This window comes from Promicromonospora panici (assembly GCF_900608595.1).
GTDB lineage: Bacteria > Actinomycetota > Actinomycetes > Actinomycetales > Cellulomonadaceae > Promicromonospora > Promicromonospora panici.
In genome coordinates this window covers 147,685-173,588 of record NZ_UWYY01000018.1, presented here as the reverse complement: position 1 = coordinate 173,588, position 25,904 = coordinate 147,685, and the positions used below count along the sequence as shown (strand labels likewise).

23 protein-coding genes, 1 pseudogene and 1 riboswitch are annotated in these 25,904 nt (G+C 73.9%); of the genes and pseudogenes, 12 read left to right on the top strand and 12 right to left on the bottom strand.

Translation table 11 applies throughout. From position 1 onward, the window contains the following. The 6 genes from EW117_RS21235 to EW117_RS21210 form a co-directional block, all read left to right on the top strand. Positions 1 to 1,524, top strand: a 1,524-nt coding sequence (locus tag EW117_RS21235) for an FAD-dependent oxidoreductase (protein ID WP_165362804.1), incomplete at its 5' end; no start/stop codon positions are given. Next, the gene (locus EW117_RS21230) at positions 1,524 to 2,450 is read left to right on the top strand and encodes a dihydrodipicolinate synthase family protein (protein WP_129788677.1); all 927 of its coding nucleotides are present in this window, start codon (positions 1,524 to 1,526) and stop codon (positions 2,448 to 2,450) included. The genes EW117_RS21235 and EW117_RS21230, both read left to right, overlap by 1 nt. Before the next feature lie 81 nt (positions 2,451 to 2,531). Beyond that, positions 2,532 to 4,448, top strand: a complete 1,917-nt coding sequence (locus EW117_RS21225) for a right-handed parallel beta-helix repeat-containing protein (RefSeq protein ID WP_129788676.1) — start codon at positions 2,532 to 2,534, stop codon at positions 4,446 to 4,448. Positions 4,449 to 4,507: 59 nt separating this feature from the next. Then, the gene (locus tag EW117_RS21220; RefSeq protein WP_129788675.1) at positions 4,508 to 6,565 is read left to right on the top strand and encodes a fumarylacetoacetate hydrolase family protein; all 2,058 of its coding nucleotides are present in this window, start codon (positions 4,508 to 4,510) and stop codon (positions 6,563 to 6,565) included. Then, complete coding sequence (locus tag EW117_RS21215) at positions 6,562 to 8,124, top strand: arylsulfatase (RefSeq protein ID WP_129788674.1); 1,563 nt, start codon at positions 6,562 to 6,564, stop codon at positions 8,122 to 8,124. The genes EW117_RS21220 and EW117_RS21215 overlap by 4 nt, the downstream gene beginning before the upstream one ends. Before the next feature lie 231 nt (positions 8,125 to 8,355). Continuing rightward, entirely contained in the window at positions 8,356 to 8,778 is a 423-nt protein-coding gene (locus tag EW117_RS21210; RefSeq protein WP_129788673.1) for a hypothetical protein, read from the top strand. Between the two features lie 23 nt (positions 8,779 to 8,801). On the opposite strand, the gene EW117_RS21205 is transcribed toward EW117_RS21210, so the two are convergent. Then, entirely contained in the window at positions 8,802 to 9,482 is a 681-nt protein-coding gene (locus EW117_RS21205) for a hypothetical protein (RefSeq protein WP_129788672.1), read from the bottom strand. A gap of 74 nt (positions 9,483 to 9,556) precedes the next feature. On the opposite strand from EW117_RS21205, the gene chrA reads away from it, so the two are divergent. After that, positions 9,557 to 10,807, top strand: a complete 1,251-nt coding sequence (gene chrA, locus EW117_RS21200) for a chromate efflux transporter (RefSeq protein WP_129788697.1) — start codon at positions 9,557 to 9,559, stop codon at positions 10,805 to 10,807. Positions 10,808 to 10,836: 29 nt separating this feature from the next. Here the strand turns inward: chrA and EW117_RS21195 are convergent, their stop codons facing one another. After that, positions 10,837 to 11,070: an SDR family oxidoreductase gene (locus tag EW117_RS21195; protein WP_207211973.1), complete on the bottom strand. Its 234-nt coding sequence runs from the start codon at positions 11,068 to 11,070 to the stop codon at positions 10,837 to 10,839. Positions 11,071 to 11,158: 88 nt separating this feature from the next. Continuing rightward, positions 11,159 to 12,313, bottom strand: coding sequence for a DUF418 domain-containing protein (locus EW117_RS21190; protein ID WP_207211972.1), 1,155 nt, complete (start codon positions 12,311 to 12,313; stop codon positions 11,159 to 11,161). A gap of 117 nt (positions 12,314 to 12,430) precedes the next feature. On the opposite strand from EW117_RS21190, the gene EW117_RS21185 reads away from it, so the two are divergent. Continuing rightward, positions 12,431 to 13,150, top strand: a complete 720-nt coding sequence (locus EW117_RS21185) for a TetR/AcrR family transcriptional regulator (RefSeq protein WP_129788671.1) — start codon at positions 12,431 to 12,433, stop codon at positions 13,148 to 13,150. Between the two features lie 64 nt (positions 13,151 to 13,214). Here EW117_RS21185 and EW117_RS21180 read toward each other — a convergent pair whose 3' ends face one another. Continuing rightward, positions 13,215 to 14,141 (bottom strand): aminoglycoside phosphotransferase family protein, encoded by a 927-nt coding sequence (locus tag EW117_RS21180; protein WP_129788670.1) that lies wholly within the window; start codon positions 14,139 to 14,141, stop codon positions 13,215 to 13,217. After that, on the bottom strand, positions 14,138 to 15,034 hold the full coding sequence (locus EW117_RS21175) for an NADP-dependent oxidoreductase (RefSeq protein WP_129788669.1): 897 nt from the start codon (positions 15,032 to 15,034) through the stop codon (positions 14,138 to 14,140). The genes EW117_RS21180 and EW117_RS21175 overlap by 4 nt, the downstream gene beginning before the upstream one ends. A 20-nt stretch (positions 15,035 to 15,054) precedes the next feature. Between EW117_RS21175 and EW117_RS30540 the strand changes: the two are divergent. Next, positions 15,055 to 15,369: pseudogene (locus EW117_RS30540) on the top strand (MarR family winged helix-turn-helix transcriptional regulator); the annotation flags it as partial. 157 nt (positions 15,370 to 15,526) lie between these two features. On the opposite strand, the gene EW117_RS21165 reads toward EW117_RS30540, so the two are convergent. From EW117_RS21165 to EW117_RS21145, 5 genes are all read right to left on the bottom strand, one after another. Next, the gene (locus EW117_RS21165; protein ID WP_207211971.1) at positions 15,527 to 16,759 is read right to left on the bottom strand and encodes a YibE/F family protein; all 1,233 of its coding nucleotides are present in this window, start codon (positions 16,757 to 16,759) and stop codon (positions 15,527 to 15,529) included. A 54-nt stretch (positions 16,760 to 16,813) separates the two neighbouring features. Further along, a complete protein-coding gene (locus EW117_RS21160; RefSeq protein ID WP_129788667.1) occupies positions 16,814 to 17,980 on the bottom strand; it encodes an FAD-dependent monooxygenase in 1,167 nt (388 codons plus the stop codon). Continuing rightward, positions 17,977 to 18,507 (bottom strand): GbsR/MarR family transcriptional regulator, encoded by a 531-nt coding sequence (locus EW117_RS21155; protein ID WP_207211970.1) that lies wholly within the window; start codon positions 18,505 to 18,507, stop codon positions 17,977 to 17,979. Before EW117_RS21155 ends, EW117_RS21160 begins: the two co-directional genes overlap by 4 nt. 84 nt (positions 18,508 to 18,591) lie before the next feature. Beyond that, positions 18,592 to 19,428 carry an HAD family hydrolase gene (locus tag EW117_RS21150; protein WP_242504427.1) on the bottom strand — a complete coding sequence of 279 codons (837 nt, stop codon included), beginning with the start codon at positions 19,426 to 19,428 and terminating at the stop codon, positions 18,592 to 18,594. A 251-nt stretch (positions 19,429 to 19,679) separates the two neighbouring features. Next, on the bottom strand, positions 19,680 to 20,588 hold the full coding sequence (locus EW117_RS21145) for a M15 family metallopeptidase (RefSeq protein WP_129788665.1): 909 nt from the start codon (positions 20,586 to 20,588) through the stop codon (positions 19,680 to 19,682). 145 nt (positions 20,589 to 20,733) lie between these two features. On the opposite strand from EW117_RS21145, the gene EW117_RS21140 reads away from it, so the two are divergent. The 3 genes from EW117_RS21140 (at position 20,734) to EW117_RS21130 (ending at position 23,643) form a co-directional block, all read left to right on the top strand. Beyond that, a complete protein-coding gene (locus tag EW117_RS21140) occupies positions 20,734 to 21,273 on the top strand; it encodes an RNA polymerase sigma factor (RefSeq protein WP_129788664.1) in 540 nt (179 codons plus the stop codon). Between the two features lies 1 nt (position 21,274). Then, positions 21,275 to 22,198: a hypothetical protein gene (locus EW117_RS21135; RefSeq protein ID WP_129788663.1), complete on the top strand. Its 924-nt coding sequence runs from the start codon at positions 21,275 to 21,277 to the stop codon at positions 22,196 to 22,198. Positions 22,199 to 22,416: 218 nt separating this feature from the next. Then, on the top strand, positions 22,417 to 23,643 hold the full coding sequence (locus EW117_RS21130; RefSeq protein ID WP_129788662.1) for a Cmx/CmrA family chloramphenicol efflux MFS transporter: 1,227 nt from the start codon (positions 22,417 to 22,419) through the stop codon (positions 23,641 to 23,643). Positions 23,644 to 23,832: 189 nt separating this feature from the next. Here EW117_RS21130 and EW117_RS21125 read toward each other — a convergent pair whose 3' ends face one another. Together EW117_RS21125 and EW117_RS21120 are read right to left on the bottom strand one after the other, a co-directional pair. Beyond that, positions 23,833 to 24,744, bottom strand: coding sequence for a LysR family transcriptional regulator (locus tag EW117_RS21125; RefSeq protein ID WP_422891364.1), 912 nt, complete (start codon positions 24,742 to 24,744; stop codon positions 23,833 to 23,835). An 83-nt stretch (positions 24,745 to 24,827) separates the two neighbouring features. Beyond that, positions 24,828 to 25,532: a type 1 glutamine amidotransferase domain-containing protein gene (locus EW117_RS21120; RefSeq protein ID WP_129788660.1), complete on the bottom strand. Its 705-nt coding sequence runs from the start codon at positions 25,530 to 25,532 to the stop codon at positions 24,828 to 24,830. 262 nt (positions 25,533 to 25,794) lie between these two features. After that, positions 25,795 to 25,899: riboswitch (SAM riboswitch) on the top strand. Positions 25,900 to 25,904: the final 5 nt, after the last annotated feature.

Here is a 25,904-nt window from a genome sequence, read left to right as displayed (position 1 = left end):
ACGGACTGGCTCGGCGGGCAGCTGAGCGCGCAGGGTGTGCCGCCCGACGAGCACCCGTGGATCGAGCAGTTCGGCTGCACGCGGTCGTACCGGGCGTTCCGGGAGGGGGTGCGGCGGTACTACCGCGCGTGGTACCCACTGACGTCGGCGGCCCGCCAGGTGGTGGACCTGAACCCGGGCCTCGGCAGGGTGAGCCGGCTGTGCTACGAGCCGCGGGTCGCGGCGGCGGTGCTGGACGCGATGGTCGCGCCGTACCTGTCCTCGGGCCGGCTGCGGATCCTGTTCGAGCACCGCCCGGTGGCGGCTGTGACCTCGGAAGGGCCGGACGCCGACCGAGTGGCGGCCGTGACGCTGGAGGGCCGCGACGGTGCCCGGGTCACGGTGACGGCGCCGTACGTGCTGGACGCCACGGAGCTGGGCGACCTGCTGCCGCTGGCCGGCGTCGAGCACGTCACGGGGTTCGAGTCGTCGGCCGAGACTGGGGAGCCGAGCGCGCCCGCCGTGGCGCAGCCGGGCAACCAGCAGGCGTTCTCGTGGGTGTTCGCCGTCGAGCACCGCGAGGGCGAGGACCACACGATCGACCGCCCGGAGCAGTACGAGTTCTGGCGGGACTACCAGCCGGACTACTGGCCGGACCGCATGCTCAGCCTGACCGCCCCGGACCCGCGCACCCTTGAGCCGCTGGTCCGTACGTTCGTGCCGCACGCGCACAGCGGGCCGGTGGTGGCCGACCAGAGCGCGGACCCCGGCGACCGGGACCTGTGGCTGTTCCGCCGTGTGGTCGCCCGCGAGCAGTTCGAGCCGGGCTTCGCCGCGAGCGACGTCACGCTGGTGAACTGGCCGATGATCGACTACCTGCCGGGGCCGCTGGTGGGTCCGGCGTCCGACCCGGTGCCGGACGCCGAGCGGGACAAGCACCTGGAAGGCGCCCGGCAGCAGTCCCTGAGCATGCTCTACTGGCTGCAGACCGAGGCCCCGCGGCCCGACGGCGGCACGGGCTGGCCGGGCCTGCGTCTGCGGCCGGACGTCATGGGCACCCAGGACGGGTTCGCGAAGGCGCCGTACGTGCGTGAGTCGCGGCGCATCCGGGCGCGCACGACGGTGGTGGAGCAGGACCTGTCGCTGACCGTCCGGGGCGACGCCGGGGCCGTGGCCTACCCCGACTCGGTGGGCGTGGGCATGTACCGCATCGACCTGCACCCCAGCACCGGCGGGGACAACTACCTGGACGTCCCGTCCAGCCCGTTCCAGATCCCGCTCGGCGCGCTCCTGCCCGTGCGGGTGCGCAACCTGCTGGCGGCCGGGAAGAACATCGGCACCACGCACATCACCAACGGCTGCTACCGGCTGCACCCGGTCGAGTGGAACGCCGGGGAGGCGGCCGGGGCGCTGGCCGCGCACTGCCTGGAGCACGGGGTGGAGCCCGCGCAGGTGCACGGCGACCCGAAGCTGCTCGCGGCGTTCCAGGCCGAGCTGTCCGCCGACGGGTTCGAGCTCGCCTGGCCCGAAATCAAGGGGTACTGATGCTGACCGGAACCCCGCTGCTGACCGGCCTGACCGTGCCGCTGGTGACCCCGATGGAGCTGGGCGGGCGCCCGTCCGCCGAGCGTTCGGCCCGGCTGCTGGACGCCCTGTACGCCGGCGGCGTGCGCACGCTCATGCTGCTCGGCAGCAACGGCGAGGGCCCGCTGGTGCCGGCGTCCGGCGTCGGCCCGTTCACGGCCGGCGTCATCAGGCGCTGGCGGGAGCTGGGCAAGGCCGCCATCGGGCACTACGACGGCATAGTCACCGTGAACGTCACCGCGGCAGGCACCCAGGACGTCCTGGAACGGGCCGAGGCCGCCGCTGCGGCGGGCGCGGACGCGCTGGTCCTGAGCCCGCCGATCTACTTCCACCACCGCAGCGACGAGATAGTGGCGCACTACGCGGCGGTGGCCGACGTCGGGCTGCCCGTCGTGGCGTACAACGCGCCCCGGTACAGCAACCCGATCACGCCAGGGATCGCCGACGCGCTGGCCGACCTGGACCACGTGGTCGGCATCAAGGACAGCTCCGGCGACCTGACCCTGCTGGAGCACCTCGTGGGGATCGCCGACCGGCGGCCGGGCTTCGCCGTCGGGCAGGGAGCCGAGACCCTGCTCGCCGCCGGGCTGGGCCTCGGCGCGCACGGCATAGTGCCGGGCGTCGCCAACATCGCCCCCGGGCTCGCGCTCGCGCTCCTGGCGGCGCACGACGCCGGCGACGCCCCGGAGGTGGCCCGGCTGCAGCAGGTGCTCACGGACCTGACCGGGCTGCACAAGGTGCGCCCGGGGACTCCCGCGATCAAGGCCGTGCTCGCGCGCCGCGGCCTGTGCCCGCCGCACGTCGCGCCGCCGCTGCTGGCGTGCGACCCGGCCGAGCGGAACGCGCTGCACGTCTTCCTCGCACCGTTCGAGGGGTACCTCCTCTGAGCCGCCCCTGTCCGAGCCCCCGGGGTTCGACCTGCCCGCCACCAAGGGCGCACACCCGTAAGGCAACGGAAGGACGCAACGATGCACCAGCCCGTGACCCGACGGAACATGCTCTGGACCGCCGGCCTCGCCGGCCTGGCGACCGCCACGGGGGCGGTCGCCATGCCCCTGCCGGCCGCTTCCGCCGCACCTGACGAGCCCGACCCCGAACCGCCCGACCTCGCCGACCCCACCCTCGCCACTCTCGACATCTCCGGCGCCACGACGCCGCAGGAGTTCGGCGCCGTGGCCGACGGCGTCAACGACGACACCGCCGCGATCCAGGCCGCCATCGACGCACAGTTCGGGCGGCTCAGCAAGATCGTCTGGTTCCCGCCGGGCACCTACCGCATCACCTCGCCGCTGGTGGTCCCGGACACCGAGTTCACCGAGCCGATGAACCTCAACCGCATCACCCTGGCGGGCCAGGGCACCATGGGCGTGCGCACCTCGCTGATCCTGGTGGACTTCGACGGCACCGGCATCGAGATGCACGCTCCGCTGTGCGGCCTGCGCGGGCTGTCGTTCATCACCCGGTCCCGGACGCCGAACACGATTGCCGTGCACACCTCCCGGACCAACAACACCGACGACATGGACGCGACGATCACCGAGTGCACGTTCGTGTCGTTCAACCAGGCGGTGCTGCACATCGGGCGCGGCCTGGTCTTCACCAACAACCTGGTGGCGATCTCCGGGACCGCCCTGACGGTCCAGTGGCCCACGGGCGGCACCGAGGGCGGCGACGTCCACCTGCTGCCCTACGGCATGCGCAAGTGGCTCATCGAGGGCAACCACTTCCACAGCATGGGCCAGTGCATAGCGGTCACCGGCGCCGAGAACGAGAACTTCCGCGGCGCGATCATCTCGAACAACCTGGTCGACATCGGACGGCGGTTCTTCACCGGCGGCATCATCAACTCCACGATCGTCGGCAACGTCATCGAGCACGCCTCCGGGCCCGTCGTCGACGTCACCGCGGGCGGCACCAACCTCACCATCACGGGCAACGTCATCGGGGGCGGCGGGGAGGAGCCCGACACGCGACGGCCCCCGAACGCGATCCTGTTCCGCGGCGTGGACGCGCACAACATCACCATCACCGGGAACACGTTCAACTGGATCAACCTCGACCCGGTGGCGTTCGAGCAGTCCGCCTACGAGATCACCATCTCGGCCAACTCGTTCGACCACTGGAACCTGGAGCGGAGCGTCATCCGGGCGGCGGTGCGGATCGCCGGCGACGCCACCGGCGTCTCCGTGATGGGCAACGCGTTCGGCGCCAACACCGTGGCTGGGAACGCCCCGGTACGGGTCGCCGGCACCCTGACCGGCTCCACCATCAGCGGCAACGTCCTGGACCCGGGCGCGCCCGTGCTCATGGCGGGCACCGTCGGTGAGGACTGCTACGTCCAGCGCCGCAGTGCCGACGCCAACGAGCACGAGCTCACCTCGGTCAAGAACGGGGCGTCCGTCATCCGGGCCACCGCCGCCGACGGGTACGCCGACAGCGACGCCTACGGCAGCTTCCTCGCCACGTCCGCGCAGGTGGCGGGAGCCGGGCCCGGCGTGAAGGGCGGCGTGCGGGTGGTGCCGAGCGGCGGCACGGGGGCCGCCGTCGTCGAGCTCGTCGCGGCCACCGCGGAGGCCAACGGGGTGGCCGCCGTCCGCGTCGGGGCCGACGGCGTGGTGCCCACGACCGACAACGAGCGCGACCTCGGCTCGGCCGAGCTCCGGATGCGGACCGTGCACACCCACCGCCTCCAGCTCGTCCCCAACTCCGTGGCCGAACTGCCGGAACCCGTGGCCGGTGGCATCGTGATGGTGCCGGACGCGCTCGGGCCGTTCCCGACCCTCGCGGTCTCCGACGGCGAGCACTGGTACCGGGTCATCGTCGCCGGGTACCTCGCGAGCGACGGCAGCACGGTCGAGGTGCCGGGAGCCAAGGAGCTGTCGTGAGCGAGGACCTGGCATGAGCGACGAGCTGTCATGAGCAGAGGAACGACGAGAGGACACACGTGAGGCTGGCCAGCTTCCTGGTCGCAGGTGCCGAGACCTGGGGCGTCGTCGTGCGGGAACCCGCCGGCGGGCCAGGGTCCGGGCCGGACGGCGGGTCCGGCGCCGACTCCGCCGTCCGCGAGTGGCTCCTCGAGCCCGCGCGGGCCGAGGCGGCGCTGGCGGCCCACGCGGCCATCCCGTCGTCCGGCCCGGCCACTGCCCCGCGGTTCCTCGCGGGGCAGTGGCCGGACACGCTCGTCGGCTTCCTCGCCCTGGACGACACCGGCCTGGTCGCCCTGTCCCGGCTGGTGGCCGCCGTCGAGCGGTTCGCGGCGCAGACGGACGCGACGATCCTGCCCCGCGCGGGACACCCCGTGGACGACGTCGAGCTGCTCGCCCCGGTCCCCCGCCCGCGGCTGTGCTGGGGGCTCGTGACCAACTCGCCGTCGTTCGTGCGCAACAAGCCGGGCGTGCCGCTGGTCAACCTGTTCCCGCTGGGGCACCAGCGGCCGCAGGGCGCCGTCATCGGCCAAGGGGCGCCCGTCGTCATGCGGCACGACAACCACGTGCCGAGCATGGCCTACAACGTCGAGCTCGCCGTGGTGATCGGCCGGGCCGGGCGGTACGTCCCCGTCGAGCGGGCGATGGAGCACGTGGCGGGCTACACCGTGGTGGACGACGTGTCGGGCACCCACTACTACGGCCGGGTGCCCGGCAACGCCGGCACCGGGTACTCCCTGCCGCGCGGCTACCAGGACTGGCTGTACCAGGCCACCGCCTCGTGGGGCGGCAAGAAGGCCGACACCCTGTGCCCCATGGGCCCGTACCTGGTCACCAAGGACGAGGTGGGCGACCCGTACAACCTGCTGATGTGGACCCGGCAGTCGGGCCGCACGCGCGACCGCGCGCACAGCGGCGCCGCCCTGATGGGCATCGAGCGGGTGGTGGCGTGGTACTCGTCGTTCGCGTCGCTGCACGTGGGCGACGTGATCCACTTCGGCACCATGGGCGTCGACGGCCTGCCCGTCACGTCCGAGCAGATCGCCGCCGGCACGAGCCTGGAGGTCGAGATCGAGTCGGTGGGGGCGCTGGCCAACCCCGTGGTGGTCGACGCCTCGGCCGGGTCCGGTGCGGGGCCCGACCTCACCCAGCACTCCTCGTGGGCCGTGCGGGAGGTCGCGCTGCACGGGCGGGAGCGACCCGGCGGGACGGCGGTCGCGGAGCCCGAGGACTGGTCGGTCGCCGGGGCGCGGCACTTCTGGACCGCCTTCGGCAACGGCGCCCCGGCGAACGCGCCCGACCCCGACGGCCTGCCGCGGCTCGCCGTGCCGCGCTTCCTGAACGGCCCGGCCTCGGCGCTGTCCGCGAGCGACCACGTGCTGGTCCCGCCCCGGGCGACCGACCTGGTGATCGCCATCGAGCTGGCGCTCGTGGTCCGCCGCCTGGTCGCCGACGCCCCGGACGTGTCAGATCTGTGGGTCAGCCGCGTGACCCACGGGTCCGACAGGTCCGAGAGCGACGAGCTGGTGCTCGGGTACACACCCCTGGTGTCGGTGTGCGACCAGTCCTTCCACGACGCCGTCGCCGAGCCCGCCCGCGCGGGCGAGCGCGGCATCGGCGCCATGTACGGGCGGTGGGCCGACGGCTTCAACGTGGTGCTGCCCGCGCCGCAGCCCCTGGCGCCCGTCCGCGGGCTGCCCGACCCGGGCGGCTGGTCCGGGCGCGAGATGTGGCTGCGGATCGCGGGGCCGCGCGGGGCTGACGCGGCTGGGTCCGGCGCGGAAGGCATCGAGGTGCGCGGCTCGACGGCGGAGTACGCGGCCGGGCCCGGCGAGCTGCTGACCACGATCTCCCGGATGATCACCCTGTTCCCCGGCGACGTCGTGACCCTCGGCTCGACGGCGGCCCGGCTGCGCGTCACCCGCGAGGAGTACGCGGCCGGGCTCGACATCACCGCCGGCATCGAGGGGCTGGCCACGATCCGGACCCACGTCGCGCCCGACTACGACCTGTCCCGACCACAGGTCATCCGGGTGACCCCGGCGCCCGACACGCCGGCCGGCCGGGAGCTGCGATGACGCGCAGCCCCGATGTGCTGGTCATCCTCGCCGACGACCTCGGCTTCTCCGACCTCGCCGCGTTCGGCGGCGAGATCGACACCCCGGCCCTGGACCGGCTGGCGCGGCGCGGCGTACGGATGAGCTCGTTCTACGCGACCCCGCGGTGCAGCCCGTCCCGCGCCGCCCTCCTCACCGGGCGCCACTCGCACGACGTCGGCGTCGGCGTCCTGACCAGCGACGACCGCCCGCACGGGTACCGCGGCTCGCTCGACCCCGCGGCGCCGACCCTCGCCGAGCGGCTGCGCGCCGTCGGCTACACGACGGCGCTCGCGGGCAAGTGGCACCTGTCCTCGCGGATGTCGGCCCCGGACGAGACCTGGCCCACCCGCCGCGGCTTCGACGAGTTCTACGGTGTGCTGCACGGCGCCGTCAGCTACTACGACCCGCCGCTGGTGGACGGCGAGGAGCGGCTGCCGCCGTCGGCCACAGCCGGCGACTACTACCTCACGGACGACCTGACCCGGTACGCGCGCGACTTCGTCGGGCGCGCCCACGCGAGCCGCCGGCCGTGGTTCCTCTACCTCGCCTACACCGCGCCGCACTGGCCGCTGCACGCGCGCGAGGCCGACGTCGCGAAGTACCGCGACCGCTACCGCGCCGGCTGGGACCGGCTCCGCGAGCGCCGGCTCGCCCAGCAGCACCGGCTCGGCCTGGCGACGGCGTCCGCCCTGCCGGATCGTGATCCCCGGGTGCGGGCGTGGGCCGAGGTGCCCGAGCCGGCGTGGGAGGCCGAGCGCATGGCGGTCTACGCGGCGCAGGTCGAGGCCATGGACCGGGGCGTGGGGACGCTGCTGGACCAGCTGGAGGCACAGGGCACGCTGGACGACACGCTGGTCGTGTTCTGCTCCGACAACGGGGCGTGCGCGGAGTCGCTGCCCACTCCGTCGGGCCGCCTGTCGGCGGAGGTCTCCCCGCCGACGACGCGCGCAGGGCATCCGGTCCGGGTGGGCAACTCCCCCGACGTCGTGCCCGGGCCGGAGGAGTCGTACGCGAGCTACGGCCGGTCGTGGGCGCACCTGTCGAACACGCCGTTCCGGCTGTACAAGCGATGGGTGCACGAGGGCGGCATCGCCTCCCCGCTCATCGCGTCGTGGCCCGCGGGCGGCGTCCCGGCCGGGGACCTCGTGGACGGGCCGGGCCACGTGGTCGACATCGCCCCGACCGTGCTGCGCGCCGTGGGCGGCGACGCCGAGGGCATGGCGGGCACGAGCATGCTCGACCAGTGGCGGGGTGAGGCCGTCGTCGACCGCCCGCTCTTCTGGGAGCACCTCGGGAACGCCGCGGTGCGCCACGGCCGGTGGAAGCTGGTCCGCGAGGCGGACCGGCCCTGGGAGCTGTACGACGTCGTCGCGGACCGCGGCGAGACGCGCGACCTCGCGGCCGGGCACGCCGACGTCGTCACGCGGCTGGCGGGCTGCTGGGACGCGTGGGCGCGGTCGGCCGGGGTGATCGAGTGGGACCGGCTGCTGGAGTACTACCGTTCGCGAGGGCTGGAGCGGTCGGTGCTGCCGGACTGAGCTGGTCGACTCAGCTCTGTGTGCTGCGAGATCGGTCGGTTGCACGGGCCCTCCGCACGACTTCGGTCGGTTGCCTTGAGATCGGTCGGTTGATTGACCGATCTCAAGGCAACCGACCGAAGTCACGAAGACGGCCGTACAAGGGACCGAACTCGGAGCCCGCACCGAACCCTGACGCCAGCCCACGGAGACTCGTGCCGCCGCGGCACTCCGAGGTGCGACACTTCCCGCATGCGCGACGACAAGTGGGCCGCAGAGCGGGCCGAGGCGGTCCGCGTCCAGGCCGAACGCCTCCAGGCGCGCCAGGATGCCGAGCACACCCGGGCCGAGACGATGCTGCGCGAGTTCGCGGCGGCCGCGCGGACCGCCGGGCTCGCACCCGTGCCGCTCCAGGTGCAGGGCTACGGCGGTCGCGGCACCGCGCGCACGCCCCTGCGGGGCTGGTACCTGCGCGTGGACCGCACCCTCGGCGTCAGCACGGACGGCGACTTCTACGTGCTCACCGCACCGATCGGCCTGCTCGACCGGGTGCGCGGCACGCGGCCGGAGCCACGCCGTCCGCCCCTGACGCTCGGCGCCGGCGGGAAGGACGGCGAGTCCCTGCCGCTGGCCGAGGCCCTGGAGCGCCTGCTGCCGGGCTGGCACACCCGCTGACCGCGCGCACCTGACCGCGCCCGTCAGGCACCCGTCAGCAGCTGCTCCCGCCGTTCCGCGAGCTGCGCGAGCCGCACCTCCAGCGCCGCCGCGCGCTCGACCGCGCCCTGGTGCACCCGCCCGACCGTGTCCAGAGCCTCGCGCACCCGGTCGCGGGCCTCGTTGATGCGGTTCATGACCGTCCAGTCGTTGAAGATGTCGTCGAACCAGACGTCGAACGTCCCGATCAGCCCGTCCGCCTCGATTCCTCCGACGCCGTCGCGGCCGAGGTCGCCGAGCTCCCGCGACGGCGCCCGCAGCGACTCGTCGGCGTTCCGCATCAGCTCGACGGCCTGGTCCATCTTCTGGCGCTTCATCATGTCGGCGAAGAAACCTCCGCCGCCGAACGTGTCGTACGTGGCCCAGTTGCCCGCGCTGTCGAGGTGGCGCGAGGCGCCGGCGAGCGCGGCGCTGGCACGCTCCGCCGCGCTGATGACCTCGTGCAGCTCGGTCAGCTCCCCGCGCGTGGTACCTACCTCGTTCGCCAGCCGGGTGAGCTCGCCGGCGAGCGCGGACCGCGCGGCGTCGAGCCGGCCGGTGAGCCGGGCGTGCTCGAGGCCGCCTCCTGGGCCGCTTCCAGCTCCGCCTGGAGCTGCTGCGCCGTCATGTCCCGCGCGTCCTGTGCCATGTCGGTCAGCGTAGGCCGCGGCGGGCCGGGAGGACACGAACGTGACCGCGCGGGGACGCGCCGCGCACCGGACCGGTACCGTCCCGGTGTGATCTCTGGAGCGAGCGCATGATGGCGTCCGACGCCCCCGACCCAGGCTCGGTCCCCGAGAGCGCCGGCACCACGCGCGAGGTGTTCGTCACCTTCCTGCGCCTCGGGCTGACGTCGTTCGGTGGCCCGGTGGCGCACCTCGGGTACTTCCGCGACGCGTTCGTGGTCCGACGGCGGTGGCTCGGCGACCGCGCGTACGCCGACCTGGTGGCCCTGTGCCAGTTCCTGCCCGGACCGGCGTCCAGCCAGGTGGGCATGGCGATCGGCCTGCGGCGCGCGGGGATCCGGGGGTTGCTGGCGGCCTGGGCCGGGTTCACGCTGCCCTCCGCGGTGCTGCTGGTCGCGTTCGCGTACGGGGTCACGGCGCTGGGCGGCGACGCCGGGGCGGGGTGGATCGGGGGTCTCAAGGCGGCGGCCGTCGCCGTCGTGGCGCAGGCGGTGCTCGGGATGACGCGCACGCTGGCCCCGGACGCGCGGCGCGCGACCATCGCGGGAGCCGCGGCGATCGGCACGCTGCTCGCGCCGTCGGTCCTGGGCCTGCCAGGCGCCGTGAGCCAGGTCGGGGTGATCGTGCTGGCGGGCATCGCCGGGCTCTTCTGGCTCTCCGCCACGTCGGACGACGGCGGCGACGAACCGTTCACCGTGCCCGTCCGGCGCGGGGCGGCGGTCGCGTGCCTGGTCGTGTTCGGGCTGCTGCTCGTCACCCTGCCGTTGCTGGCCGCCGCCACCGGCGACGGCGTCGCGCGGCTCGTCGACGTGTTCTACCGCGCCGGGTCGCTCGTCTTCGGCGGCGGGCACGTGGTGCTGCCGCTGCTGCAGGCCGAGACGGTGCCGTCCGGCCTGGTGGGGCACGACCAGTTCCTCGCCGGGTACGGCGCGGCGCAGGCCGTGCCAGGGCCCCTGTTCACCTTCGCGGCGTACCTCGGTGCGGTCACCACCTCCGGACCCACCGGCCTGGCCGGCGCGACCATCGCGCTCCTGGCGATCTTCGCGCCGTCGGCCCTGCTGATCGTGGGCGCGCTGCCGTTCTGGGAGCGGCTGCGCCGTGCGCCACGCGCCCGGCGGGCGCTCGCCGGCGTCAACGCGGGCGTGGTGGGCCTGCTGGCCGCCGCGCTGTACGACCCGGTGTTCACCCAGGGCATCCTGGCCGCGGGCAACCCTCTGGTCGCCCTGTCCCTCGCGATCGCCGCTTTCGTGGCGCTGGCCAAGTGGTCGGCTCCCCCGTGGGCGGTGGTGATCGCGGCGGGGCTGCTGGGCTGGGTGGTGCTGTAGGACGCCGGGTCGTCCGGCCCGGAGTGCCGTCAGCCCGCCGTGCGGCCCAGGTCCTCCCAGCGCAGCCAGCCCGCCAGCCGCTCCTCGGTGATCGGGAGGACGGCGTCCGCCGCCAGCTCGCCGACCAGGATCCGCAGCGGCGGCTCGTCGGCGTCGACCACCGCGAGCACCACGCGGGCGACGTCCGCCGCGGACGACGATCCGGGCGGGTGCCAGGACGCCGCCCGCAGCGCGTCGTACGCCGGCAGCGGCGCGGCGCGCACCGCCGACTCCCCGCGCCCCCCTCCTCGACCGCCGCCTGCACGGCAAGGCGGTGCTCGACGTCACCTGACCCTGCCTCGATCCGGCCGGCTACGAGGGCCGCGCCGAGTACGTCACCCTGCGGGTGAGCGTCTCGAACGGGCCCCGCCGTCCGGTGCGGCGCATCCACTCGGCCAGCGCGACCGACGCCACCCACACCCCGGCCGCGAGCAGCGCGGTGCTCGCGGCCGTGAGCTCGTCCGCGAGGCCCAGCAGGAACGGCGTGAACGCCACGAACCACACGGCCGACTGCAGCAGGTAGCACGTCATCGAACGCTGCCCGACGGCGGCGACCGCGGCTACCAGCTCGCGGTTCCGCAGGCGGGTGGAGACCAGGCAGATCAGGGCCGCGTAGCCGAACCCGCCGAGCACGCCCGTCGCGTCGTGCAGCGGGCCGACCCACTGCAGCACCTGGTCACCCGGCCGGTCGTACACGCCGGCGACCAGGAGTGCCGCGGGCTGGGCGCCGAGCACCGCCACGGAGATCCCGACGGCGGCGACGACCCGCAGCAGGGTGCGGTGCTCGGTCGGCCGCTCGAGGATCCGGCGCCGTCCGGCCCACAGGCCGATCGCGAACGGGCAGGCGAACCCGATCGGTCCGCCGAGCGCGACGAGCGCGGCAACCGGCGCCCGCTCGGCGAACATGGTCGCGAGGTCGGGCGGCAGGGACGCCGCGTCGGGCCCGGCGGTGCCGATCGACATCGAGTCGACGCCCGGCAGGGCGTTCAGCACGAAGAACACCACGGCCACCGCCATGACCCACGCGTCCGACCGGCGCACCAGGAGGATGCCGACGAACAGCAGCACCCCGTACATCGCCAGGATGTCGCCCGCGTAGAACAGGAGGGCGTCGAGGAGCCCGATCACGATCAGGACCAGGGAGCGGCGGCGCAGGATCCGGTTCACCACGCGCGGCCCGAGCCCGGCGTTGCGCCGCACGATGTGCGCCACGCCGTAGCCGAACAGCAGCCCGAACATCGGGAACGCCCGGCCGTCCACGAAGGTGGAGATGAGCCACGCGACGGCGTCGTCCACGGAGGAGCCGTCCACGGGGAACCCGCCGACGTACCGCTGCCCGACCAGGAAGTAGTGCGAGTTCGCCAGGGCGATGAACAGCAGCATCATGCCGCGGGCCAGGTCGGGCCCGAGCGCGCGCTCGGTCAGTCCGGTGGGAGCCGGGGTCACGCTCACGGAATCGGTCGCCACGGGCATCATCGTCCCAGGCCGGACGGCCGTACCGCACTGATACTGATACGGACGCGGCCCGGCCACCGGTTCGGATAGGCCCACGCCGGACGTCGCCCCGGACGTTAGGCTCACGGCATGCCCGTGGACGACGACGACACCCGGCCCCTGACCCGGCGCGAACGGCTCAGACGGCAGACGGTCGACGAGATCGTCCAGCGAGCGCTGGAGCTGGTCGACGCCGAAGGTGCGCACGGCCTGTCGCTCGCGTCGGTCGGCAAGGCCGTGGGCATGACGCCGCCCGCGCTGTACCACTACTTCGCGTCCCGCGAGGCGCTGCTCGACGCCCTGGTCACGGCCGGGTACACCGACCTCGGCACCGCCGTCGAGACCGCCGCCCGCGACGCCGCGGACCGGCCCGCGCCGGACCGGCTGGGCGCCGTCGCGCACGCCTGGCGACGCTGGGCGCTGGACCACCCCCGCCGGTACTCGATGCTCTTCACCGGCAGCCGGCGCGCGTCCGTGGACCCGCTCGAGAGCATCAGCACCATCAGCCAGAGCATGCTCGCCCTGGTCACGACACTCCAGGCGATAGCGCCCGACGCCGGGAGCCGCGCCACCGGCGACGGGTCCGATGCGCGCACCGGCGTCGACGAGGAGCTGGCACGGTGGGGCGAGTCCCTCGGCGTGCCGACGGCGCCGCCCGCCACGCTCCAGCTCGCCCTGTCGACCTGGTACCGGGTGCACGGCCTCGTGTCGCTGGAGATCGTCGGCGCTTTCGACACCATGGGCCTCGACGGCGAGCGCCTGCTGGCGGCCGAGGTCGACGGCCTCGTCCGCGAGGCCGCACGCGCCTGATCCTGGCCCGATCCGGGCGGCACGGTAGACCCGGTCGGCAGGTGCATGCTGGACGACAACGACGTCAGTCACGGATGAGCAGCGCTTCCGCTACGGCGATCGAGGACGGCGCAAGGGCGGTCGCGCCGTCCTCGATGTCCCACAACGAGTTCTGCAGCAGCCGGCCCAGCGTCCAGCCCGTGGCCCGTGCACGGTCGAGCCCGAGCACCTCGGTGAGCAGATCGAAGCGGCGCAGCACCACGCGTCGGGCCTCACGAACCGCGACGACGTCGTCCCAGCGGCTGTCCAGCGCGGGCCACAGGTCGAAGCCAGGATCACCGACGGGCGGCTCGGGGTCGATCGCGAGCCACGACTCACGCTCCCCCGCGAGGATGTTGTCGTAGTGCAGGTCCCAGTGCAGCAACCGGTCGCCGGGCTCGTCGATCAGCTCGGTCACCACCGATGCCCAGCCGCGCAGGACCTGCTGGTCAACGGGATCAGCCAGAGCGGTGACGGCTCGCGGGGCCTCCGCCAGCATCGCGGTGGAGATGTCGCCGAGGCTCCGCAACCCCTGCGGCGCCGGCACGGAGACCAGCCGCGCGTGCAGCTCGGCGAGGATCCGGATCGCGACGTCGTCGTCCTCGACCGAGGCGAGCGTACGGGCACCGTCGAGCCGCTCCAGCAGCATGGTGCTGCTCTCGGGATCGTGGTCGAGCAGCCGCACCATCCCCTGGCCGTTCCATGCGCGCAGGCCGATCAGGGCCGCGCTGGTCTCCTCGCGTGTCAACTGGAGCTTGAGGACCGCGCGAGCGCCGTCCTGCCCCAGTACTGGCAGCACGAGCGAGGCCTCACCCGCGGCGGCCTCGCCGTCCCAGTTCAGCTCCCACCGGTCCAGCATCGCCGCGACCAGCGCCGGCAACCCGGCGATCCAGGCCGTCCCCACTTCACCGAAGCTTCTCGAATACGACGACACCAGGGACTGCGGAACCTCGACCTGCGCCGACACACTCACGGCACGAGCACGACCTTGCCGCCCGCGTGCCCGCCGTCCACCAGGGCCTGCCCCCGTGCCGCCTCCGCCAGCGGCAGCACCTTCGCGACCGGGACCGCTACCTCGCCACGGACGACAAGCCCGACGAGGTCGGCGAGATCCTCCGCCGAGGGCGCGGGCCGCTCGTCGAACACCACGCCCAGCCCGTGGGCGGCCGGATCGGTGAGGGTCAGCACGCGGTCGGTACCACCCCGCAGCTCGATGCTGTCCGGGAGGACGCCGCCGCCCGCGGCGTCGAGCACCGCGTCGACGGCGGGCGCCAGGGCGCGGACCCGGCCGACGAGCCCTTCGCCGTAGGTGGTCGGCGTCGCCCCGTACGAGGCGACCCGCTCCTGGTTGACCGGCGCCGCCGTACCGATCACGCGCACGCCCGCCGCGACGGCGAGCTGGGTCGCGAGCCCGCCAACACCTCCGCTCGCGCCGTGCACCAGCAGGGTCTCCCCCGGCTTCAGGTCGAGGATGCGCAGCGCCCGCCGCGCCGCCTCGCCGACCACGGGCAGCGCGGCCGCCTGGGCCGCGTCCAGATCGTCCGGCACCGGCGCCCACAGCTTCAGGACTGCGAGCTCCGCGGCGCCCCGGCTGGTCCAGCCGGTCACCCGGTCGCCGATGGCCACCCCGGCGGCGTTGGCCCCCACCTGATCGACGACTCCGGCCACCTCCGTGCCCGGGACCGCCGGGAGCGGCGTCCGGAACGCGGCCTCCATCGCACCCGAACGGATCTTCCCGTCGAACGCGTTGAGCCCCACGGCCTCGACCCGCACACGGACCTGCCCCGTGCCGGCCTCCGGCTCCGGAACCTCGCCCAGGTGCAGGACCTCCGGGCCGCCGAACCGGTCGAAAACTACCGCGCGCATGATGCTCCCTCTCGTCCACCATGGAGCGTATGACATCTGCCCCGGACAGTGAGTCGAACCCGTTCGTCACCGGGTCGCTCAGCCTCGCGGTCTTCTCGCTCGCACGGGCGCACCGGGCGCTCGCCGCTGACCTGCTGCGCCCCCTCGGCCTGCATCCCGGCCAGGAGCTGCTGCTCATGTTCCTGTGGGAGCACGGGCCGCAGCGCCAGACGGACCTCGCCCGGTACGTCGCCACGGACTCGGCGTCGATGACGCGGACCGTCCAGCGGCTCGAGCGGTCCGGGTTCGTGCGCCGCAGGCCCAGCCCCGACGACCGGCGCGTCACGCTCGTGGAACCCACGCCCGCGAGCCAGGCGCTCCGTCCGCGCGTCGCCGAGATCTGGGCCCAGCTCGAGCAGGCGACGGCCGGCGCCCTGACCTCCGCCGAGCACGAGGAAGCGACGGCGCTCCTGCGGGGGCTGGAGGAGAACGTGGGCAACGCCGTCGTGCCGCCTACGTCGCCGACGCCCCGGAGGCTGGCGGCGACCCCCACGCCTCCGACACGGGCGCCATCAGCTCCGGGTCGGAAGCGGGCTCCGAACCCGTCGAGCCCGCCTGCTCCGACGCCGGACCGGGAACCGTGAGCGTCGCGATGGCAGTGGTGACCGGGATGGCGAGCACGAGTCCGATCGAGCCGACCAGGGTGCGCACCACCTCTTCCGCGATCTCGCCCGAGCTCAGGGCCGTGGCCGGCGACTGGTCGATGAGCCAGACCATCATCAGCAGCGGCAGTGCGGCGCCGACGTAGGCGAACGCGATCGTGTAGACGGTCGAGGCGATGTGGTCGCGGCCGATCCGCATGGCACTGGTGAAGAGCTCGGCCCGCGACGCCGCCGGCGCGACCGCCCGCAGCTCCCACACCGCGGAGGCCTGGGTGATGGTCACGTCGTTCAGCACGCCCATCCCGGCCAGCACGATGCCGCACAGCGCGATCCCGCGCAGGTCCGCGCCCGGCGCGCTGGACGGCAGGAACGACGACGCCTCCGAGGTGGTGCCGGTGATCTGCGCGGCCCCCGACGCCCACGCCGCGAGCCCCGCCGTCAGCGCGAGGCCGACGAGCGTGCCCAGCAGGGCGGTGGACGTCCGCGCGGACAGGCCGTGCGCCAGGTACAGGGTCGCGAACATGACCAGGGACGACGTCACCAGCGCCACGCCGATCGCGGACTCCCCCGCCAGCAGGGCGGGCATCGTGAAGCCCAGGAGGACGACGAACGCGAGCCCGAGCCCGGCCATGGCGGCGAGCCCGCGCCATCGTGCGACCAGCAGCACGACGAGGGCGTAGGCGACGGCCAGCAGGGCGATCGGCAGCTCGCGCTGGAAGTCCATGAACACGAGCGGGTCGACGCCGGGCTGCGAGACCTGGGAGATGTCGACGGCGGTGATGCGGTCACCCTCGGCGAGCGGGACCGACGGTCCGGGTGACTGCAGCCGGGACTGCTCACCGTTGGCGAGCTCCACCGGGACGCTGCCGGTGACCGAGTCGGCCGGGCCGGTCACCGTCGCGTCGACGAACGACGTGCCCTCGGCCTTGGCCGGCACCCGGTCGGGCACGTCGCCGCTGTTCGGCCACAGCAGCCACAGCCCGGCGAGGGTCACCAGCAGGGCGGACGCCAGGGTCACTACCAGCAGGAACGTCGTGCGTGGCGCGGCCGGGCCGGCCGCGCCGTGCGAGTGAGGGTGCGCCATGCGGACATCCTGGCTCACGCGCGCGCACGCGGCGCGGCGAGCGGGCAGGTGGTCTCAGTACACCGGCGGCACCGCCGGGAGCCGCGGCGGTTCCCACCGCCAGGTGGGGTTGCCGTCGGGCGCCACGCCCTTGCGCCACAGCGTCGCGGGCATCAGCCGGACCAGTGCCACCATGGCCGGCTGACCGACGCGCGAGCTCGTCATGGCGCCGTCGATCCGGGCACCACGGGCGGTGGCCTGGTCCCGCGGACGGCGCTCCGCGTCGTACCGCGCCAGCGCGGCCTCGACGGTGGGCTCGGCGCTCAGCGCGTGCGCGAGGACCACGGCGTCCTCCAGGGTGTGGCCGGCGCCCTGCCCCCGGTCGGGGCTCATGGCGTGCGCGGCGTCGCCGAGCAGCGCGACCCTCCCCCGCGCGTAGGTGCTCAGCGGCGGCAGCTCGCGGATGTCGGTACGGATCACCGCCGCGTCCGGCGTCGCGCGGATCAGCTGCGGCACCGGCTCGTGCCAGCCGGCGACGCGCTCCAGCGCCGTTGCCTTCTCGTCGTCGTACCGGACGCCCGCCGTCGGCTCGGCGGTGAGCAGCGCCCAGTACGCCCGGTCGCGTGCCACCGGATGGATCAGGAACAGCGCGCCGCGGCCCAGGGTGACGCTGCCGGTCAGGTCGCCGGGCAGGCCCGCGACGTCCGTGACGCCGAGCCATGCCGTGCGCCCGAGATAGCGCGGCGGCCGCGCCTCGGGCCACAGGCGGGTCCGGACGGCGCTGTGGATGCCGTCGGCGCCGATCACGAGGTCGGCGCGGTAGTCGGTGCCGCCGGCCGTGACCGTCACGCCGGCGCCGTCCGGCCGCAGGTCCGTGACCTCGGCCTCGGTGTGCACCCAGCCGGCGGGGACCGCGTCGAGCAGCACGCCGTGCAGGTCGGCACGATGGAACCCGAGCAGCGCCGTCCCCTCCCCTGGCTCGGCACGCTTCAGGTAGCGGCCGTCGGGCCGGCGCAGGTTGCTCGTCGAGTACGTCGGGACGCCGACGGCGCGGGCCTCGGCCTCGACGCCCAGCTCGGCCAGCGCCCGCAGGGCGTTGGGCGCCTGCGACATGCCGGCGCCGACCTCGCCGAGCTCCGGCGCCCGTTCGAGCACCGTGGCACGCCAGCCGATCCGGTGGAGCGCCAGGGCGGTAGCCAGTCCGCCGATACCGCCGCCAACGACTATCGCGTGTCCGGTCATCGCTTCTGCTCCGTGCGCTCGGCCTGCTCCGGGTGCTCGGCCGTGTGCTCGGCCGTTTCGTCGTTCCGGTGCCCGGCCTCTCCTGGGCCCGCGCTCAGCGGCGGGGCGGCGGCGAACGCGGCGGCCATCCACTCGAAGGTCCGGTGCGCCTGCCGCACCCGGCCGTCGTTCCCCGGGCCGGCCAGGGCGATCCCGTCGCGGCTGAGGTCGAGGAACGACGTCATGGACTCGACCTGGCGGCGAACCACCACGGACCAGGCGTCGTCGGCCATGCGGTAGTAGGTGGTCCGGTTGCCCGGCCGGGTCCGGGAGCTGAGGAAGCCCATCGCGGTCAGCAGGCGCAGGTTCGAGGTGAGCGAGGCGCGGCTGGCGCCTGTCGCGTCGCTGATCTGCCCGGCGGACTGCTCCGGGGGGTCGCACACCATCAGCCAGCCCAGCACCCGGCCCGCGATCGGCGGGACGCCGTCGCGGGCCAGGTACATCGAGACGCGTTCGACCCATTCGAGGACGGGGTCCTGGGTGTCCATGTCAGCTCCAATGTCAGTTGTTTCACTATCAACTGAAATTGGTCGAACGTCAAGCCGGCAGCGCGGACCGGGAAGGCCAGGACCTCAGCGGGCCGACAACAGGAGCGCGTCCCGGAGCGCGCCGGCCGCGCCGTCCTCATCGATGGTGCCCGTGACGCGGTCGGCGACGGCGCGGACCGACTCGGGCGCGTGGCCCATCGCTATCGACGTGGCCGCCCACCGAAGCATTTCGAGATCGTTTTCGCCGTCGCCGATGGCGACCGTCCGGGACAACGCGACCCCCAGCTCGACGCGGATGTTCTCGAGCGCCGTCGCCTTGCTGACGCCGGGCGCCGTGACGTCCACCCAGTCCACGCGAGCCGGGATCGCCGTGACGCCGGACGCGCGCAGCGCCGGCGCGAGCCGCCGGGCCCACTGCCCGTACACGACCAGGCGCGGGGTCGGTCGCGCCCATATTTCCTCGAGCTCGCGGAGCACGTCCTGGTGCCCGCTGAGCTGGCGCTCGGGGAACCGCTTGGTCACGCGGTAGCCGGTGCCGACCACCTCGGCCGCGATGCTCAGGTCGGGCCGCGTCCTGGCGACGAGCCGGCACACGGGCTCGGCGGCCAGCAGCCGCACGTCGACGACCGAGTAGCCGTCGGCGCGCAGCCGCGCCGTCACCGCCCCGTTCGCCGCGACCACCCAGCCCTCGCGGATCCCGAGCCGCCGGACGACCTGCACCGCGCTCGACAGCGAGGCACCCGTGGCCACCGCCAGGTGGTGCCCGGCCTCGTGCACCGCGGCTATCGCGTCGAGGACGGCGGGGGTGGCCCGGCGACCGGCGCGGACGAGCGTGCCCTCGACGTCGCAGGCGACGAGCGCGGGCGTGGAGATCGGCACGTCCGACAGTGCTGCGGTGGCCCCGGAGGCGGTCGCGCTCACGATATTCCCCTGGTGATAGGTGGTATGCCCCATCTTTGCCGATACTGGGACATTTTGGGAATTCCGATCACAGGATGGTCGCTGCACCTTGAGCCCATGAGATGACCGTGGCGACCGACGGCGACCAGCGCGCGGCCTACCCGCGGTCCGGGGCGCGGTCAGGGGCCTCCGGCCGGACCATCCCCCGCGTGCGACCTGGTGTGGTCATGACCGCAGCGTGCAAGGTTGTCGCTACGACAAGGTCAAGCCCGTCAGCGGGCGTATCCCCCGCCGGGCACGTCGAACACCTCTTCCAGCGTCGTGACGCCGGTGGCCCGCATGTGCGACGCCAGCTCGCGGCCCACCCAGCGCACGTGCCAGGGCTCGGGGGCGTAACCGGTGACCGCCCTGTTCTCGGACGTGTATCGGATGATGAAGCCGAACTCGGCGGAGTGCTCGGCGACCCAGCGGCCCTCGACCGTCTCGCCGAAGCACTGCTCGAAGTCGCAACCGGACCGGGTGGAGCTGCCGAAGTCGACGGCGATGCCCGTCTGGTGCTCGCTGTGCCCCGGGCGGGCCGAGACGTCGTCCGCCTCCGCCTGGCCGAGCTGCGCCACCCATCCGTCGTAGACCGCCGCCTGCTTGGGGTACCCGCGGTAGGCACTGCGCAGCGTCAGGTGCACGCCGTCGGATTCGGCGGCTTCCAGCAGTGCAGTGAGGTCGGGGGCGGCGTCGGGCCGCACGAGGTAGCCGCGCACCGTAGTCAGGTCGGGCTCGTAGTCGGCCGGTTCGAGCGGCGAGTGCTTGTTGACTACGACCCACCGGCTCGTGGGGTCGGACACCGAGTATTCCGTCAGGTTGATGCTCGGGTCGGGTTCGTCGGCGGGCGCGGCGGCTGGTTCGTCCGCTGGTTCGTCCGCGGGTTCGTCCGCGGGCTCGTCGACCGGACCGGCAGCCGGGCCGGCCGGGTCCTCCCCCGTCGAGCCCTGTTCCTGGCCTGCGGCAATGTCGCCGGTGTCGCCCGCGCCGGCGACACCCACCGCACAGCCGGCCAGGAGCAGGGTCGCGACGAGGACGGCGGCAGGGCCGACCGGACGCGCGCTGAAAGGACGGGCGCTGAGGGGACGCGCGCCGAGGCCACGGGTACGGAAGGGGCGTCGACTGCCGGAGAAGAGGGTCACATCAGCGTTGGTGTGCGCCGTCCGGACCCCGATGGCAGCCGGGCCGCTGTGACGTGGCCGACATCCATGAGGTGTCATCGCAGGTCCTGTGCCGGACACACTGGGTCGGAAGCACGTCTTTTCATCATCGGAGCCCACCCTGGCCATGAACACCGAGCCGGACCTCGCGGCGCAGCGCCGCGACCCGGGTCCGCTCACGCCTGCCGACACCGAGGAGCTCTTCGCGACGCACGCGCGGGGCGTCTACCGCTATGCCCGCTCGCGGCTCCCGGACGCCGAGGCGGGAGACGTCGTGGCCGAGGTCTTCGCCATCGCGTGGCGCAAGGGGGAGCTGCCGGACAACCCGCGCGCCTGGCTCCTTGGTGTGGCCCGCCGCGTGATGGCGAACCAGGTCCGTGCGCAGCACCGCCGGAACGCACTGGCCGAGCGCGTCCGCACGCATCCGGCCCCGCCAGGCCAGGACGACGTCCGTCTCGTCGCCGAGCTCGACGAGCTCCGCCGCGCGCTGGACCTGCTTCGCCCCGCGGACCGCGAGGTGATCGAGCTGCTCGCGGCCGCCGAGCTGTCGACGTCGGAGGTCGCCCAGGTCCTGGGCTGCACGACGGCCACGGCGGCCACCCGGGTGTACCGGGCACGGCGCCGCCTGCGCGCCGCCTACGAACGCCTGACCGAGGAAGGGTCCTGACGTGGAAGACGATGAGCTGACCCGGGCGCGGCGCGCGCTGCGCGGCGTCGATCCCGAGCTCGACCTGAGGCAGGTGTACGCCGAGTCCTGGGCCCGCGCGCAGGACGCCGAGGCGCACGACGACTGGGCCTCGGACGAGCGGGTCGAGATCGTGCTGCACGGCACCGGCCCGGACGGCCGCCGCACCCGGCGCATCCCGCGCCGTGCGCCGGTCCTGGCCTGGGGTGTCGCGGCCGCGGCGGCCGCCGCCGTCGTCGTGGTGGTGGTGAGCGTGGCCGGCCTGCCGCCGCAGGGCGCCGCCCCCGGTGGCGCACCGCCGACCAGCAGCGTCTCGGCGCCCAGCGGTCCGGCGCCCAGCGATTCGCCGACGGCGGACACCGGCTCGACGCCGGCCCCGCTGCCGAGCGCCGGGCTGACGTCCGCCGCCGTCGTCGACCGCGCGGCGCATGCCGTGGCCATTGCGAGCTGCGGCGTCAAGACCCGCTCGAGCCTGGGCGACGAGTCGACGAGCCGCTTCTACGAACCCGGGGCGACGGACACCGAGACGCCCAAACCCGCCCCGCTGGACCAGCAGCCCCTGCAGCTGCTGCACACGGTGGCCGCCGGCGCAGCACTGCACCTGGCCGACCTCGAGGGCACCGACTACCGCCTGCACGACAGCCTCACGCTTGAGGGTCGCGACAGCCCCACGCCGGAGAAGGACAGCACAACCCTGGCCCGGATCCGGCTCACGCCCCCGGCCGGGCTGGTGCAGGACGGGGACGTCACACGGATGGAGCTGCTGATCGACACGACCACGTGGCTGCCGCACAGCGAGCAGACCTGGGCCGAGTCGGCCGACGGCAGGGAATATCTTGTGCTCAGCGAGTTCCAGTGGACCACCTGCGACGGCGCGAGCCCGTCGACCATCGACACGGAGCCGTGACCCATGCGTGGTAGTTTCGCGGCGTGAGGTCTCCAGAAGCATCCAGGTTCGGGCTGCCGGTACTCCGGTAGCCCGAGATGCCCCTGTAGAGACACCCGAGGTAACGACCACCTCCCCCGCCGCGCCTTCCCGCGCGAGCGGGCGCAGTCCACGCATCCGAAGGGCCCCGTAGTGCCGCGCCGGCCTACCCGTTCCCCTTTCTCCCTTCGGAGGCGTACATGCCTGTCCTGCTCTACGTGCTCGCGGTCGCGGTCTTCACGCAAGGCACGTCGGAATTCGTCCTCGCCGGGCTCGTGCCCGGCATCTCCACCGGCCTCGGCATCTCGATCGCCCAGGCCGGCTACCTGACCTCGGGCTTCGCGATCGGCATGGTCGTCGGCGCACCGCTGATGGCCGCCCTCGGACGCCGCCTGCCGCCGCGCCGGACCCTGTCCGCGAGCCTCGCGATCTTCGTCGCCGCGCACGTGGCCGGCGCGCTCACCGACCAGTTCGCCGTCCTGCTCGCCACCCGGTTCGTCGCCGCAGTGGCCAACGCCGGGTTCCTCGCGGTGGCGCTGTCGACCGTCACGATGATCGTCCCGGCGGGCCGCCAGACCCGAGCGCTCGCCGCGATCCTCGGCGGTACGACGCTCGCCTTGATCGCCGGCGTCCCCGCCGGGGCCTTCCTCGGCGAGATCTGGGGCTGGCGCTCGGCGCTCTGGGCGATCGCCGGGCTGTCGGCGCTCGCCCTGGTCGCGGTCGCCGTCCTGACGCCGGGCGGGCTGGGCCGGCGTGCACCGCACGGCCAGGCGGCCCCTGTGGCGCGTGGATCGCACGGTCGGGCGGACCCGGGGGCTTACATGCCACGTGCCCGGGTGGACCTCCGAGCGGAGCTCGGCACGCTCCGGTCGCCGGCCCTGCTGCGGTATCTCGCGCTCGGCGTGCTGGTGAACGGCGCGACGTTCTGTGCGTTCACCTTCCTGGCGCCGATCGTGACGGACGGCGCCAGGATCGACCCCGCGCTCGTGCCCGTGGTGCTCGCGCTGTTCGGGCTCGGCGCGTTCGGCGGCGTCTCGGCCGCGGGCCGCCTGGCCGACAGGCGCGGGCACCTGGTCCTCGGGATCGGCATCCCGGTTCTCGTCGCGGGCTGGGTCCTGTGGGCCGCTCTCGCGGCGAGCCCGTCTGCGGTGTGGGTGCTCGCCCCGGTCCTGGGCGCGCTGTCGTTCGTGGTCGGCGGCACGCTGATCGCCCGCAGCATGGCGTCGGCCCACGGCGCTCCGACGATGGGCGGCGCGTTCTCGACGGTCGCTCTGAACCTCGGTGCGCTGGTCGGTCCGGTGCTGGGCGGCCTGTCGATCGGGCCGCTCGGGCCCGTCGGCCCGCTGGTGGTCAGCGCGGCGCTGGCCGCCGTCGCCGTCATGCTCTGGTCCGTGACGTCAGGCCCCACGCGCCGCAGCGCAAGCTGACCACAGCAGTTCCTGCCAGGCCGGGCCGCGTCCGGCAGCAACTGCTGTGGTCGACTCTCGATGCTTGGCACACTTTTATGACCATGCACCTGCTGCCAAGATCGAGCGGGGTCTGGCAGCAGGTGCATGGCTATCCGGCCGGCCCGGCCGGCGACTCCGGGCGACGCCGGGACGGGCCGGGCTGGGCCGTCAGAGCGTCCCCCACTCCTCGGCGGCCTCGATGACCCGGTCGCGGACGGCGGCGAGGGCCGGGCCGTGGGGCGCGCCCCTGCCCACCGCGAGGTACAGCGTGTTCAGCGGCGGCGCCTCGGGATGATGGAGCTGGACGACCTGCCCGTTCTCCAGCGCCGGCGCGACGAGGTACCGCGGCAGCACGGAGACGCCTGCGCCCGCGGTCACGGCGGCGAGCACCGCGCGAAGGTCCGGGACCACGAGCGACGTGACGTTGGGCGGGCGCCGTCCGAACTCGCTGCGCCAGTAGCGCCGCACGATCGGGAGGTCCTCCGCGTACGCGACGAGCGGCAGGTGCGACAGCGCGGCGACCGGGTCCGCGGCGAGCCGCACCGGGTCGACCGTGTGGGCCAGCGCCGTGGGCCCTACGAGCAGGAACTCCTCGTCGACCAGGGGCGTGGCGACGACGGCGTCTTGCCGCGGCCGCACCGCGGACACGACCAGGTCGAGGCTTCCCGCCGACAGCCCTGCCAGCAGCTCCTCCGCCAGCCCGAACGTGGCGCGGACCTGCAGCCCCTGGGCGACGAGCGGGGCGAGGGCGGGCAGCACTCGAACCGTCATGACCTCGGTGGCACCGCCCAGCCGGACGAGGCCGCGGACTGCCGGTTCCGCCGATCCGGAACCCAGCGCCGCCCGGAGCCCGTCGACGTGCAGGCCGGCCTGGGCAGCCAGCGCCACCGCGCGCTCGGTGGGCTCGGCACCCTTGCGCGACCGGACGAAGAGCTGCGCCCCGAGCTGTTCCTCCAGCCGGGAGAGCTGCCCCGTGACGGCGGGCTGGCTCAGACCCAGCCGCTCCGCCGCCGCGGACAGCGAGCCGGTGCGGTAGACCTCCAGGAAGGTAGCGAGGAGGTCGAGACCCGGCACCCGCATCACTCTCCCGTCCCAGCAGCTGTGGCCCACCCCTGCCTGGTGCACAGGCTAGCCGTGGCCGCGGGCCGGGCGCCTGAGGACCGTCAGCGCTCGGCGAGCGCCTTGAGCACCGCCTCGGCGGTAGCCGTGCTGGACTGAGGGTTCTGCCCGGTGATCAGGTTGCCGTCCTGGACGACGGTGCTGCTCCACGCCTCCCCGATCTGGACGACGGCACCCCGCTCGCGCAGCTCGGACTCGACGAGGAACGGCGAGCCGTCCCCGAGGCCGCCCTGACGCTCCTCCTCGTCGGTGAACGAGGTGAGCGCACGCCCGGCGAACGCGAACGTCCCGTCCGGCGCCTCGGCGCTCAGCAGCGCGGCCACGCCGTGGCAGAGCGCGGCGACCGTCGTCCCCCGCGTGTTCGCGGCGATCAGCAGCCGGCCGAGGTCGGCGTCGCGCACGAGGTCGGCCATGGGGGCGTGGCCGCCGGGGATGTAGATCGCGTCGTAGTCGTCGGCACGCACGTCGGCGAGCGCGAGTGGGCTCGCGAGCTGCTCCGCGAGGGCGTCGAGGTAGGCACGGAACTCGGCGGCGTCGGCGGCGGCCACCCCGCCCCGTTCGTCGAGGCTGATCGCGTCGACGGTGGGCGGCGCACCGCCCGGCGTCGCGATGTCCACGCTGACGCCCGCCGCCGCCAGCACGCGGTGCGACGCGGCGACCTCCTCGGCCCAGTAGCCGGTGGGGTGCGGGGTCCCATCAGCCAGGCGCAGGCTGTTCGCGGCGGAGATGACCATCAGGATCTTCGGCATCGGTGGTTCGACCTTCTCTGTGAGGATTCCCGGCGGGATGTGCCCCGCCGTCCGCGGCTGGTGTGTCGCGGTACGAGCAGGAACGCCAGGATCCATCACCGAATGCCGAACTATCAGGGCGGAGACATCACGATGCTGATGGCGCCGATTTGACCATGGCGCTTGGCACACTTTTTATCCACGGCTCGCTATCGGATCGAACGACCATCCCGAGGCGTGGACGGTTTTCCGACCACATCCCGGGCATGCCTACGATCCAGTCTCATCATCCAGAGCGGTCGAGAGTCCTGGCTCAACGACACCGCAGCAACCTGCCTCCGGAGCGCCAATTCCGAGGGCAAGGTGCTAACGCCAGGTCCGATGGAGCTGATA